Below are 12,748 nucleotides of genomic sequence, written 5' to 3'. Positions count from 1 at the left end.
AGACCTTCATCGACCGGATGATCGCCCTGGTCGAGGGCGCCGCCCGGCAGAAGACGCCGAACGAGATCGCGCTCAACATCCTGCTCGCGTCGCTGACCATCGTCTTCCTGTTCGCGGTCGTGACCCTGCAACCACTGGCCGAGTACTCGCACGCCGAGCAGTCGATGATCGTCCTGGTCGCGCTGCTGGTCTGCCTGATCCCGACCACGATCGGCGCGCTGTTGTCGGCGATCGGCATCGCCGGCATGGACCGACTGGTGCAGCGCAACGTGCTCGCGATGTCGGGGCGCGCGGTGGAGGCGGCGGGCGACGTGTCGACGCTGCTGCTGGACAAGACCGGCACGATCACCCTCGGCAACCGCCAGGCGTCCGAATTCGTAGCCGTCGACCACCTGGTCGAGGACGTACTCGCCGACGCGGCGCAGTTGTCGTCGCTGGCCGACGAGACGCCGGAGGGCCGCTCGATCGTGGTGCTCGCCAAGGAGCGGTACGGGCTGCGCGAGCGGCAGCAGGGCGAGCTCGGGCATGCGGAGTGGGTCGCCTTCAGTGCCCAGAGCCGCATGTCCGGGGGCGACCTGACGGAGGACGGCGTTGTCCGGCGGGTGCGCAAGGGGGCCGCGTCGGCGATCAACGCGTGGGTGTCCGAACGGGGCGGCACCATCCCGGCCCGGTCGGGCGAGCTGGTCGACGGCATCTCGGCTGCGGGCGGTACGCCGCTGCTGGTCGCGGTCGAGGACGCGGGTGGTGCCCGGATCCTGGGTGTGATCCACCTCAAGGACGTGGTCAAGGAGGGCATGCGGGAGCGGTTCGACGAGCTGCGCCGGATGGGGATTCGGACCGTGATGATCACCGGTGACAACCCGTTGACCGCCAAGGCGATCGCGGACGAGGCCGGCGTCGACGACTTCCTCGCCGAGGCCACCCCCGAGGACAAGATGGCCCTGATCCGGCGTGAGCAGGCGGGCGGCAAATTGGTCGCCATGACGGGCGACGGCACCAACGACGCGCCGGCCCTGGCCCAGGCCGACGTGGGCGTGGCGATGAACACCGGCACGTCGGCGGCCAAAGAGGCAGGGAACATGGTCGACCTCGACTCGAACCCGACCAAGTTGATCGAGATCGTCGAGATCGGCAAGCAACTTCTGATCACCCGCGGCGCCCTGACAACGTTCTCGATCGCCAACGACGTCGCGAAGTACTTCGCGATCATCCCCGCCATGTTCGCCGCCGGCGGCGGCCCGCACGCGCTGCACGGACTGTCCAAGCTCAACATCATGCACCTCGCCACGCCCGAGTCGGCGATCGTCTCGGCGGTGATCTTCAACGCGCTGATCATCGTCGCGCTGATCCCGCTCGCGCTGCGCGGCGTGCGCTACCGGCCGCTGTCGGCCGACAAGATGCTCTCGCGCAACCTCGGCATCTACGGACTCGGCGGCCTGATCGCCCCGTTCGTCGGGATCAAGCTCATCGACCTGCTCGTCTCGCTCATCCCCGGAATCGGGTGACCCGGATGCCCACCATCAACACCACCCGCGTACGCGTGCTCCTCGCCGGACTGCGGGCGTTGATCGTGCTCACCCTGTTGTGTGGACTCGCCTATCCGTTCGCGATGACCGGCATTGCCCGGGTCGTCTTCCCCGACCGGGCCAACGGCTCCAGGATCAAGCATCAGGGCAAGGAGGTGGGTTCCAGCCTGATCGGCCAGTCCTTCGACCTGGTCGACACCCGGGGCAATGCCCGCCTGTTCGCCGCCGACGGCCGGGAAGTCGTCAAGCACGAGAATCCGGGCGGCGAGGTCGCGTATGCCTTCCTCGCGGGCGGCGGCCCACTTACGGCCGATCAGGCAGCCGGTGTCAGCACCGCACCCGATCCGCTGTGGTTCCAACCACGCCCCTCGGTGTCGAGCTATGACGCGCTCGCCTCGGGCGCGTCGAACTACGGGCCGGAGAACCCGATCCTGGTCCGGGCGATCAAGGACCGCAAGGCACAGGTCGCCGCGTTCAACGGCGTCGGCGAGGACCGGGTGCCGGTGGACGCGGTCACCGCGAGCGGATCCGGCCTGGACCCGCACATCTCCAAGGCGTACGCGCTGCTCCAGGTCGAGCGGGTCGCCCGTGCGCGCCGACTCGACCCCGCGGTGGTCCGCGACCTGGTCGACGACAACGTTCAGGCCCCGGTCATCGGCGTACTGGGCAGCGAGCGGGTCAACGTCCTGGAACTCAACCTCGCGCTCGCGCGCGCCGACAAACGGCGAGAGTGATGCCGATGCCGCACAGACGGGTCGGATCCGGGTACTCGTCGCCGGAGTCCGCGATCGTGGAGATGGGCTGACCGACCATGAGCGCTCCCAGACGCGGGAAGCTGCGGGTCTACCTCGGCGCGGCCCCCGGGGTCGGCAAGACGTACGCGATGCTCGACGAAGCACACCGTCGACTCTCGCGCGGTACGGACCTGGTGGTCGGGCTGGTCGAGTGCCATGACCGGCCGCGCACCGAGGAGATGCTCGACGGCCTGGAGATGGTCCCTCGGAGACAACTCACCTACCGGGGAGGCTCGTTCACCGAGATGGACGTGGACGCGGTGATCGCACGCCGACCGAGAGTGGCTCTGGTCGACGAGCTGGCGCACACCAACGTGCCCGGTTCGCGCAACGAAAAGCGCTGGCAGGACATCGACGAGATCCTCGACGCCGGAATCGACGTGATCTCCACGGTCAACGTGCAGCACCTCGAATCACTCAACGACGTCGTCGAGTCGATCACCGGCGTCCCGCAGCGCGAGACCGTACCCGACGACGTGGTGCGCCGCGCCGACCAGATCGAGTTCGTCGACCTGACACCCGAGGCGCTGCGTCGCCGACTCGCGCACGGGAACGTGTACGCGCCCGAGACGGTCGGGGCCGCGCTCGCGAACTACTTCCGCGCGGGCAACCTCACCGCCCTGCGGGAACTGGCCCTGTTGTGGGTGGCCGACCGGGTCGACGAGTACCTGCGCGAATACCGCCACGAGCACGGGATCGACGCGACCTGGCCGACTCGGGAACGGGTCGTGGTGGCGCTCACCGGCGGACCGGAGGGCGACACGCTGATCCGGCGGGCAGCGCGGATCGCCGGTCGGGGCTCGGGCGGGGAACTCCTCGCGGTTCACGTGGCCCGCAGCGACGGTCTGTCCGGGTCCTCGCCGGCCGATCTGGCCCGCCAGCGCCGGCTGGTGGACTCGCTCGGCGGCTCCTTCCACTCCGTCGTCGGCGACGACGTACCCGGTGCCCTCCTCGACTTCGCCCGCGGGGTGAACGCCACGCAGGTCGTGCTCGGCAGCAGTCGTCGCAAACCATGGCAATATGTGCTGGGCCCGGGCGTCGGCGCCACCGTCGCCGCTCACTCCGGCGACATCGACACCCACATCGTCACCCACGAGCACATCGGTCGCGGCCGCGCGGACAAGGCGACACGCTCGACCCAGGACCGGACGCGCACGGTCGTGAGCTGGGCGGTTGCCCTGCTCGGACCGCCCGCGCTCACCGCCGCGCTCGTGCCCACCCGAAGCAACACCGCACTACCCCCCGACATGCTCCTGTTCCTGGCGCTCACCGTCGGAGTCGCTCTGTTCGGCGGCCTGTGGCAGGCGGTTGTCACAGCCGTACTCGGGTCGCTGCTGCTGGACTACTCCTTGACGCCGCCGATGGACACCCTGGACATCGCGGCACCCGGCAACGTACTGGCCCTCGTAGTCTTCGTTGTCATCGCCCTGGCGGTGGCGTCCGTCGTCGACCTCGCCGCGCGGCGCACCCAGCAGGCGGCGCGCAGTCAGGCCGAGTCGGAGACGTTGAGCTTCCTCGCAGGCAGCGTGCTGCACGGTGAGCAGGCGCTGCCCGCCCTGTTGGAACGGGTCCGAGAGACCTTCGGCATGGAGTCGGTGGCCCTGTTGCGACGCGACGGACCGCACGGATCCTGGCACAGCGTCGCCTCCGTCGGACCCAGCCCCGCCGCACACCCGGACGCGGCGGACGTGGAGGTACCGGTGGACGAGTCGCTCGCGCTGGTCCTGTCCGGCCGCACGCTGCCCGCCGACACCCGCCGCGTCCTGGGAGCCTTCGCCGCGCAGGCCGCATTGGTCGTGGAGCGCCGCGCCCTGGTCGCCGAAGCCGCCGAGGCGCGCCGACTCGGCGAGGGCAACAACATCGACATGGCCCTGTTCGCCACCGTCACCCGGGACCTGCGTGCCCCGTTGGCCGCGATCAAGGCGGGCGCGTCCGGCCTGCGTACGGAGGAGGTCGAGTGGGACCGGGCCGACCGGGCCGAACTTCTCGCCACGATCGAGGACGGCGCCGACCGCCTCGACCGCTTGATCGGCAACCTGCTCGACATGAGCCGCCTGCGGAGTGGGACCGTCAACCCCCTCCCGGTCGACATCGCGCTCGACGAGGTGGTTCCGGGCATGGTCACCCGCGCCACGAAATCCGTCGTGCGGCTATCCCTTCCCGACACGCTGCCGACCGTGCGGGCCGACGCGGAGCTGCTGGAGCGCGTGGTGGCGAATCTGGTCGAGAACGCGGTGCTGCACACCCCGGCACGGACACCGGTCGTCGTCCTCGCCGAGGCGGTCCGCGATCGGGTCGAGTTGCGGGTGGTCGATCGCGGACCCGGCCTGCCCGACGAGGCCAAGGATCGGGTCTTCGAGGCCTTCGCCCGGCATGGCGACGCGCCGCGAAGTCACGGGGTGGGCCTGGGACTCGCCGTCGCCCGAGGATTCACCGAGGCGATGGGCGGCTCCCTCGTCGCCGAGGACACCCCCGGTGGGGGCCTCACCATGGTCCTCACCCTGCCCGCGTCCGCCGGCTCGGAACCGAGCGACATCCCGGCCGAACTCACCACCTGAAACCGTTCGTTCGCCTTCGGCGGTACTTGGTCGGCGCCGGCCGAGGAGGCCTCGCATCGCTTGCGGCACGGCGTCGAGCCGGGGCCACTGGATGGTGACGTGCCCGGCGGCGGCTTCGACGCGCCCCAGCGGAGGGAGATCCCTTCGATGCCGACCACCCGGCACGAGGAAGTGCGCGCGGTGCTCGCGCCCTTCGCCAAGGTCATCCCCGCCGTCCCCCGTCCCGCGCCACACGCCTGAACCGATAGCGGCTCAGGCGTTGGGGTCCGGGCCGGGGCGTGTCACTCGCTCGCGCGTGGGGCGAACGCGCGAAGACACCACCCCCGGACCCGGACGCGTTGCCCCGGTACCCCAGAACGCGCCCACTCTCGCGCAGGCGGGTGTACCAGGGGTCGAGGTAGGGGCCGTTCTCCGGCCGGATCCACGCCTGCAACGGCTCGACGGTGGCGCCGAGTTCGGCGGCGTAGGCGACAGTGGGGGTGGCGTACCAGCCGGGCCCGGTGGGTGCGATCCCGTTCGGGGTGAACGGGGACGGCAGGCGCGGGTCGACCCGGACGCCGGAGAGGTCGACGTACCAGCAGCCGGGCATCTTCGGATCGAAGCGCGGCGCGGTGACGTGCTCGGGTGCGCCGATGCCCACCGGGAGGCGGGACGCGGCGGCGAGAAACGCGGCGTTGACGTCCAGGCCGATCGCCCAGGGGGCTTCGCCCTCGTCGTCGGTGACGGCGTGGAGCTCGCGCGACCACACGTGGGCCTCTTCGACCATCACGTCGCGTTCGTCGCGGTTCTGCGCGATCGGGTGTTCCGAGGCCGCCTCGGGGGGTGCGGGGTCGACGGCTTCGAGGAGGGAGCCGGCGACGGGGCCGGAGCGCCAGGTCCCGGTGGTCTCGTCCTTGACGGCCTGGGTGGGCGGGCGCAGCTCGGTCATCAGGGCGAGGCCGGCGGCGGCGGTGGAGCCGCGGGGGGTGACCACGCGGGTGGCGTACGCGCCGAGGAGCTGGGCGAGTTGGGGTGCGGGGAGGGTGGCGGCGTCGGCCCAGGAGCGGGTGTCGAGGGCGTCCCAGTGCGGGAACGCGAGCTGTACGCATTGGCGGCGGCCGCCGTCGACGGGCTTGTACACCTTGGTCCAGGACCCGAAGCCGCGCTTGGTCAACTTCCGTCCGGGCTTGAGGAGTTGCTTGACGACGGGGTGGGACTCGGTCAGCCGCAGGTGCTTGCGGTCGTCGAGTTCGGCCGGCAGGCGCAGGCGTGCGGCGGCCGCGGCGGTGACGACGACCAGGGGGTCGGCGTCGCGGCCGGCGCGGTGCGGACGCTCCGCCCCCAGGCCCGCGTCCAGGGCCCAGGTCACCACGGAGCAGGGTTTTCGCCGGGCAGGGCAGCACGGTGCCGTCAGCCAGGTACGCGAGGAGCGTGGTGGTGTCGGTGTCGGTGTCCAGGACCGCGAGCGGGCCCGCCGGGAAGCGTGCGGGCTTGGACTCGGCGTCCTCGGTCTTCGCGGCCGCCTTGGCGGGCCTGCTCGGCGACGTCGGGCCGGCCGGGGCACGGTGCTCCACCGGGGCAGCTCGCGGTGGCGTCGGCGTGGACTTCGGCGCGGCCGCCGGGGCGGCGGCGGGCGGTGTGGTCGGTGTGCGGGTCCAGGGCGCGGCCGCCGTGACGACCGGCTCGGTGGCCGGGGCGGCCTAGGTGGGCGTCGGGCCGGACTCGGGGGCGACGGGCGCTTGCCGGTGGCCGGGCTCGTCGGGGACGGGTTCGCCCCGGTCCGGCAAGACGGCCGGGGTCCCGGCGGTGTCGGCGGTATCGGCGGCCGGGGTTGGGGGGAGCGCGGGGTAGCGCTCGGCGAGGCCGGCGAGGAGTCGGGCGTAGGCGGGGCGTGGCTCGGTCGAGCAGGCCCTGCGCGACATCGGCCGGCCGGCTGCGGCGGTCGAACGGTTGCCCCCGTTGCTCGCGCTCGTCGGGGACTGGTCGCTGCGTTCGGCCCGCCGGCTCCTGAACGTCGTCGCGGCCGGGACGGCGTAGCGCAGACGGACGCGGCCTCGGCCGGTCGAGTCCGATGCGCGGTGGGATCGGACCAGGGCGCTGGAGCGCGAGGTACCGCCCTGGTCGACGCCTTGTGAGCACGTGCGTGGACTCACGTCAGGGACGAGTCGCGGGGCTTTCGGTGGGGGTTGTGGCGCCGGCAACGATGGCTCGCAGTGCCGCGACGTGGCCGTCGAAGGCGTCTCGGCCGGCGTCGGTCAGGCGGGCGCGTACCTTGCGGCGGCCACCGCTGAGGCGGCGCTCGGTGGCGACATACCCGGCTTCCTCAAGGGTTGCGAGCTGCTTGGACAGCGCCGATTCCGACAAGCCCAGCTGCTCCTTGAGGAAGGCGAATTCCGCCCAGTCGGCGGCGGCCAGTGTTGCCACCAGCGTCAGCCGGGTGCTGGGATGGATCAGCTCGTCGAACCGCGCGTTCGTCATGCCCGTGCCCAACGGCGCAGAACGCGCAGGATGTCCGGTCCGCCGAAGCCGATCACGGCCGCGACCAGTGCCGCCGCCCAGATGCTCGCGTGGTCGGCGCCGTCGGCGTGCAGCGCGAAGGCGGCGGCCACGGTGACGGCGACGAGCCCGAACAGCATGCCGAGCACGACCAGCGGGGTGCGGCGCCCGGCGACGGCCGCGCCGACCCGCAGTCGGTCCGTGCGCCGGCGGCCGTCGAGCAGGCGCGACGCGAGTATCCCGTGCCCGGCGCCGAAGGCCGCGGTTGCGGTCCCGGCAAGCCACGGCGCCACGTTGCCGAGCACGCCCAACCCGAGCCAGCCGGCCGCCATCGCCCACCAGTAGCCGCGGGGCAGACCCACCTCCCCGGCCACCAGGCGCTGGGCACGATCGACGGCGTCCAGCGCGGCGCGAGCCTGCTCCGGAGCGGTGTTCGTCATGGCAGAACCTCACTTTCCTGTCGGGAAAGCAAGCGTCCTACTTTCCCAGCGGGAAAGTCAAGCCTCTCCGCGAGGGCCACATCGGACGACCCACGCGACGTGGTGCCGCCGGGCCCCTGGATCGGCGAGCACCAATGTCCGTCCACACCCGGCAGGCGGACGAGCCCGGGTCGACTCCGGCGCAGCCGGTGAGGCGGTGCCCGGCCGAGCGCACCCGAAGGGGGTCGCCCCTTCAAGAGAGCACCCCAATCGGGGAAAGGGCCGGCGACCCGATCGGCGCGAGGATCGGTGGAGGTCATCGGGCCGGCTGCAATGCTCGGTACCTCGTGCAGCGGCGGCGCCGAAAAAGGTCCCGGACGGCGAAACGGCACCACCCCTAGGGGCGGCGCCGTAGAAGTCGAGGGCCGGTGAGGGTGGCCGCCTCACGGCGGAAGGCACACCGCGGCTCCGGCCGCACCGGTATTCCACGGAGGCAATGGTTGGGCCCGGGGGCACACCCTCACCGATGGTCCGCAGTAATGAACGCGTACGGGGGCGTGTTCTGCGCCGCGAGGTGGACGCGGATCGCCGCCCGGTCGTCGACCCGGCCGGGGTGCACCGGGGCGTCCACGAGGCTCGCGAGCATCCGCGTGCCGTGCAGCTCGCAAGCGGGCGCCCGAGTGCCGGCCCGGTCGATGATCCCACCGCGTCGGGTGCGGTGTCACAGGAGTCGGTATCGAGGCCATGGGCAGCTCGACAACGTCCGATCGTCGTGTCGGTGTTCACGCGGCCATTGTTGCGTTCAGGTGTCGACGTTCGCTCCGGATCCCCACATTTGATGTGAGACTCGGTGCCACCCGAAATTCACCGGGGCTCTCCTCGCGGGTTCCGCAACCACGTCGGGAAGCGCGATTTCGCGTGCCGATCGGACATTCCAGAACGTGCACAAATTTCTTCCTTGCTGTTTCTGTGTAAACAGTATCGGGCAACTCGACACGCCGGATTCGAGTGCGAGAGGAAGCAAAACTTCGTTAGCATAAAGGCCACCCCTCGTCATACGCACAGTCGCCCGGAGCAATCTTGCTGTTATCCGACAGGCCGGAAGGTTCCCGTTGGGACACCTTACGAGCCAAAGCCGAAGTCCTCGCCGTCGCACGTACCTTGACGTCGGCCACACGTCTGCTGGACGTACTCCCTTTACTGCTTCCCGTGGACGGAATCAGCGTCTCCTCACCATCAACCCCGGATCGGCATTCGCGTCGCCGGCCTGGGTCGGCTCCGACATCTGCCGTCGGGTGCTCCGGCTGCCGGTGCCGGCAGCCCGACTCGCGACCCCGTTCGCATGGAGGGCCCGGTGATCACCACCGGGCCCTTCCTCCGTTCCTCTTGGCGGTGGTCGACCGAGCGCCGCGCTTCCCGGCCGTGCGGCGTGTCGCCGGCCGGGAAGGTCCGCGACTAGTCCGAGAACAGCTTGATCAACCGCTCGGCGACGGCGCGGGAGGCGCCGGCGAAGATGCCGAGGACGGCCTGCCCGACGAGATGCAGGGCGGTGCCGGCCCTGACCTCGCCGGTCCGTCGGCCCGTACCGTTGGCCATCTGGGTCCCCTTTCGAAGGCTGGATCTTGAGGGGCCCGTCGGTGATGGTTGGACGCCTGCCGGCGGGCCGCTTCAATGTCAGCACCCGGCATATCGCGATGTCCGGTGTGCGGAACCACGCGGAATCAAATGGGACTTCGCGGGGCTTCCCGCGATTCGACTCAATGCTCGTTGAAGGGGGATCCGCGCCGAATCGACGGCGCGTCATCGATCACTCGCATCCGTTGGGCGAGTTCGCCGTGCGGCTGCGCGAACTCCAGGGGGCCATCGCACGGGCGGGAGGCAGCAAAGCGGCCCGGAAGATCAGCATCAACAAGGTGGCCGCCGGCGAGTGGGAAACGAGCAGAACCGCCATCTACGCCGCGCTCAACAGCACTCGGCCGGCATCGATGAACACCCTGTGCGCCATGGTCTCCGCGTGGCATCCGCAAGGGGAGAAGGGCCTTCCGCAGTGGCAGAGGCTGCGGCGCGACATCGAGGAGCGGCTGATCACCCACGCGAATGGAACGCGTGCGAGATCCAAGCGGTTGAACGATTCGACGGCCAAATACGCCTACGTTTCGCCTCACAACGAGGCGTTGAAGGAGTTGGGGACCCTGTTGAGAGACGGGCCGGCACAGTCCGGGATGAACGTGCGACAGCTCACGGCGCGCACCGACTTGGGGCGAACCACCGTATCCCGGGCCCTCAACGGCCGCACGATCCCGTCCGCGCGGACAGTCTCCACCTGGGACTCCAGCTGGAACAGCCCGGCCGGCTGCTCGTTCGCGACCTACTGGTACGGCGGCCGGATCACCGCCACCAGCCCCACCCTGTGCTCGGGTGACTCGTACTGGTCCTTCCGGCACCCCAACGCGGCCTTCCCCGAGGGCATACAAATCTGTAACACCTGGCATGGGAATTTCGACCGTCCGTGCGCGAGGATTCACTCCTGAGGCCGGAAAACACAAGGAGGTTGCGGGCATGTGGTTGAAACGTCTGCTCGCCAGGATGCGACCCCGGCGCGGAAAGGTGAGGGGACCCGTCCCGCCCATGGTCGAAGTCCTGCGTGACCCCGAGCTCCGCAGCCAACTCAGCGAACAGGAGATCATGGCGGCCCTGTTCGACATGCGGGTCTGGGTGCACATGACCATCGAGGACCTGGCCGCACTGGGCATCCGCCCGGGCATGGGCTCCCCACCCCCGACTGCGGTCGCGATATCCCATCGCCGATGACCACGATCCCGTCCGGTCCCCGACCGGACGGGATCCTCGTCGCCCCACCGCATCCACACAGCGCGATCCGATGGCGCGATGCGCCGCGCGGCCGAACCCGTGAAGTCCTCGTTCCGCCGGTCGCGTTCCCGGGTCGAGCGGCACAACCGGTGGGCAGGATGAACGTATGCCTTTCACTGGGAAGACTCCCCTGTGGCAGCGGTACAAGGACTGTTCGCATATGGCGGTGATGCTCACGCACGTGGGCGGCGGGGAGATCACGGTGGTCTCGGAGAGCGTGCGGGGCGACGATGCCACCGAAACGCTCGCCGACTTGCTCATGGAGCCCGGTGGTCGGGGTGGCATGGTGTTGCACCCCGGTCTCGTGGGCGTGGTGGTCCGGCCCGGCATCGACGTGATGTGGATGGCACAGCCGCCCATCAAGGTGGCCACCGGGGACGGGAACGGCGAATGGCAGATAGCCGTCGACGCGGAGGGAACCGAGGTGACCGTCTCTCCCTGGCCGACATGCGCGACCTCTACACCCGTCTTCAGGCCGAGTACGTCGCCGAGTAGCGCCACCGACCGCACGCGAAGGGCCCTGCCGCCCGCCTGATGCGGACCCGCGATTCGGCATCGAAGCCGCGGCCGCGAGGCCGAACACCGAGGTGCGGCGCCCCCGGCGGGTGGTTTCGTCATCGCCGCCGCCTCATACAAGGTCGGATATTTGAAACCGCCCCCCGAGGACGAGGTCGGCGTGGGTTCGGGCGGGTTCGACGTGGCGCATGTGGGCGTCGCGGCCACGTTCGAGGTAGCCGCGCAGGGTGTTGGCGGGGTCCTTGCCCTCGGTGATCTCGCGGAGGACCTTGCAGGCGGTGCGCAGGTCGGCGAGCGTGCCGAAGTAGGCGGTGCGGTCGGTCAGTTCGCGGATCTGCGTGAGGGTGAGGGCGAAGGTGCCCTCGCCGACGATCAGGGCGGCGTGTGCATGTCGGGCGAGGGCGGCTCGGACGCGGTCGGGGTCGTTGGCGTCCGGGTCGCCGACGTCCACGATGGGCGTGCCGCCGTCAAACGCGGGCACGGCTGGCGCCAGGGCGGAACCTCTGATCGGAAGCGGCTCGGGGCATCGGGGTCGCGTGCAGATGGGCGGCCATCGTCGCGTGCATGATGCTGTGCAGGAAGGGGGCTGTCCGGTGAGAAGTTCGTCGACGATCGATCGTCGCGAAACCCGCGGACATCGAACGGCGGGACGCCTGACCACACGCCCCGTTGCACCGTGTCCGGCGGCCGCGGCCACGCCCACTGGGAAGTCCCCTCCGGAACGTTCGTGGCACCTCACGGTCTGCGCATCGACGGCCTGTGTGACCCCGTTGCGGTTGTGCAGGCCGTTGTCGGGTCAGGGGTGGGATTCATATCGTTGCGTGGGGTGAATCTGGCGGCGGTCCTACGCGTCCTGGTGCCACGTCGGTGGCGGGCGCCGAGGGCGCCACTGCGTGTGGGTTTCGGGCGGGTGTCGACGACGGTGCAGCGCATCCGCAGCCGGTATCGGCGGAAGGGCCTGGGGGGCTTGGTCTACCACCGCACGACCCGTACTACCGGCGGGCGGGGCGGACCGGCGAGCGGGTGGTGGCCGCGATCACCCGGTGGCCCGGGCGCCGCGGTTCGCCCCGGATCCGGACCACGCCCCGGGTCCGGTTCCCGGTCGCGAACCGGACGATCGACGCGGCCACCTCGTCGGAGACCGGCGGTCGGCCCGGCGGACGCGGCTGCCGCCACCGGGCCGCGACCGGGCGCCGGTGCCGGCGCGGCAACGTTCCCGGCGTGACGATCCGGTGCGCGCGCACGGCCTTCGGCAGCACCCGGGCCGACGCGGACGGCACCGCGCGGTCCGGCCACGACAGTCGCGGCCTCGGGGTCGTCCGGCGCGGCACCGCGACCTCGTGGCGCAGAGCGGGTATCTCCGCGTCCTCCGACGCGTGCGACCGCGCGAACAGAGCGAGCCACGTGATCACCCGAACGACGAGCCGGTACACCAAGTCGACCGCCATGACCGGTGATCATCCGATCAGACGAACACGCTGGTCAAACCCTGCGGCCGAGTATCCGACCAGGACAGGTCCATCCGCAGATGCGGGAGACCTCGGCGGCTGCGGCGTACAGGCGGCGGCCGACGGTTTCGGTGTAGGAGG

14 protein-coding genes and 1 pseudogene are annotated in these 12,748 nt (G+C 70.7%); 8 read left to right on the top strand and 7 right to left on the bottom strand.

Features of this window, described 5'->3' with window-relative positions:
• The 3 genes from kdpB to A3IC_RS0107805 form a co-directional block, all read left to right on the top strand.
• Positions 1 to 1,505, top strand: a 1,505-nt coding sequence (gene kdpB, locus A3IC_RS0107815) for a potassium-transporting ATPase subunit KdpB (RefSeq protein WP_020549507.1), incomplete at its 5' end; no start/stop codon positions are given.
• A 5-nt stretch (positions 1,506 to 1,510) separates the two neighbouring features.
• Complete coding sequence (locus A3IC_RS0107810) at positions 1,511 to 2,260, top strand: potassium-transporting ATPase subunit C (protein ID WP_026217992.1); 750 nt, start codon at positions 1,511 to 1,513, stop codon at positions 2,258 to 2,260.
• A 77-nt stretch (positions 2,261 to 2,337) separates the two neighbouring features.
• Positions 2,338 to 4,878: a sensor histidine kinase gene (locus A3IC_RS0107805; protein WP_020549505.1), complete on the top strand. Its 2,541-nt coding sequence runs from the start codon at positions 2,338 to 2,340 to the stop codon at positions 4,876 to 4,878.
• Between the two features lie 202 nt (positions 4,879 to 5,080).
• On the opposite strand, the gene A3IC_RS53095 is transcribed toward A3IC_RS0107805, so the two are convergent.
• Positions 5,081 to 6,226 carry a hypothetical protein gene (locus tag A3IC_RS53095; protein ID WP_158695847.1) on the bottom strand — a complete coding sequence of 382 codons (1,146 nt, stop codon included), beginning with the start codon at positions 6,224 to 6,226 and terminating at the stop codon, positions 5,081 to 5,083.
• A gap of 68 nt (positions 6,227 to 6,294) precedes the next feature.
• Here A3IC_RS53095 and A3IC_RS61945 point away from each other — a divergent pair, with 68 nt between their 5' ends.
• Positions 6,295 to 6,561 carry a hypothetical protein gene (locus A3IC_RS61945; protein ID WP_158695846.1) on the top strand — a complete coding sequence of 89 codons (267 nt, stop codon included), beginning with the start codon at positions 6,295 to 6,297 and terminating at the stop codon, positions 6,559 to 6,561.
• Positions 6,562 to 7,011: 450 nt separating this feature from the next.
• Here the strand turns inward: A3IC_RS61945 and A3IC_RS53090 are convergent, their stop codons facing one another.
• The 3 genes from A3IC_RS53090 to A3IC_RS72430 all read right to left on the bottom strand — a co-directional run bounded on the left by A3IC_RS53090 (position 7,012) and on the right by A3IC_RS72430 (position 8,418).
• Entirely contained in the window at positions 7,012 to 7,335 is a 324-nt protein-coding gene (locus A3IC_RS53090) for a winged helix-turn-helix domain-containing protein (protein ID WP_020549502.1), read from the bottom strand.
• Positions 7,332 to 7,793 carry a hypothetical protein gene (locus A3IC_RS0107780; RefSeq protein WP_020549501.1) on the bottom strand — a complete coding sequence of 154 codons (462 nt, stop codon included), beginning with the start codon at positions 7,791 to 7,793 and terminating at the stop codon, positions 7,332 to 7,334. The genes A3IC_RS53090 and A3IC_RS0107780 overlap by 4 nt, the downstream gene beginning before the upstream one ends.
• Positions 7,794 to 8,292: 499 nt before the next feature.
• On the bottom strand, positions 8,293 to 8,418 hold the full coding sequence (locus A3IC_RS72430; RefSeq protein WP_020549500.1) for a hypothetical protein: 126 nt from the start codon (positions 8,416 to 8,418) through the stop codon (positions 8,293 to 8,295).
• 431 nt (positions 8,419 to 8,849) lie between these two features.
• Between A3IC_RS72430 and A3IC_RS73395 the strand changes: the two are divergent.
• Positions 8,850 to 9,031: pseudogene (locus A3IC_RS73395) on the top strand (hypothetical protein); the annotation flags it as partial.
• Between the two features lie 196 nt (positions 9,032 to 9,227).
• On the opposite strand, the gene A3IC_RS68395 reads toward A3IC_RS73395, so the two are convergent.
• Positions 9,228 to 9,368 (bottom strand): hypothetical protein, encoded by a 141-nt coding sequence (locus A3IC_RS68395; protein WP_020549499.1) that lies wholly within the window; start codon positions 9,366 to 9,368, stop codon positions 9,228 to 9,230.
• Positions 9,369 to 9,592: 224 nt separating this feature from the next.
• Between A3IC_RS68395 and A3IC_RS0107765 the strand changes: the two genes are divergently transcribed.
• The 3 genes from A3IC_RS0107765 to A3IC_RS0107755 all read left to right on the top strand — a co-directional run bounded on the left by A3IC_RS0107765 (position 9,593) and on the right by A3IC_RS0107755 (position 11,178).
• Positions 9,593 to 10,303, top strand: coding sequence for a helix-turn-helix domain-containing protein (locus A3IC_RS0107765; RefSeq protein WP_020549498.1), 711 nt, complete (start codon positions 9,593 to 9,595; stop codon positions 10,301 to 10,303).
• A gap of 28 nt (positions 10,304 to 10,331) precedes the next feature.
• Complete coding sequence (locus A3IC_RS0107760; RefSeq protein WP_158695845.1) at positions 10,332 to 10,583, top strand: hypothetical protein; 252 nt, start codon at positions 10,332 to 10,334, stop codon at positions 10,581 to 10,583.
• A gap of 166 nt (positions 10,584 to 10,749) precedes the next feature.
• A complete protein-coding gene (locus A3IC_RS0107755) occupies positions 10,750 to 11,178 on the top strand; it encodes a hypothetical protein (protein ID WP_020549496.1) in 429 nt (142 codons plus the stop codon).
• A gap of 93 nt (positions 11,179 to 11,271) precedes the next feature.
• Here the strand turns inward: A3IC_RS0107755 and A3IC_RS53085 are convergent, their stop codons facing one another.
• Positions 11,272 to 11,640, bottom strand: a complete 369-nt coding sequence (locus A3IC_RS53085) for a hypothetical protein (protein WP_020549495.1) — start codon at positions 11,638 to 11,640, stop codon at positions 11,272 to 11,274.
• Between the two features lie 511 nt (positions 11,641 to 12,151).
• Positions 12,152 to 12,607 carry a hypothetical protein gene (locus A3IC_RS0107745; RefSeq protein ID WP_020549494.1) on the bottom strand — a complete coding sequence of 152 codons (456 nt, stop codon included), beginning with the start codon at positions 12,605 to 12,607 and terminating at the stop codon, positions 12,152 to 12,154.
• Between the last annotated feature and the right edge of the window lie 141 nt (positions 12,608 to 12,748).

Origin of the sequence: Embleya scabrispora DSM 41855, from assembly GCF_000372745.1 — a bacterium.
Lineage (GTDB): Bacteria > Actinomycetota > Actinomycetes > Streptomycetales > Streptomycetaceae > Embleya > Embleya scabrispora.
The sequence above is the reverse complement of the archived record's forward strand: the minus strand, read 5'-3'. Positions and strand labels throughout refer to the sequence as shown.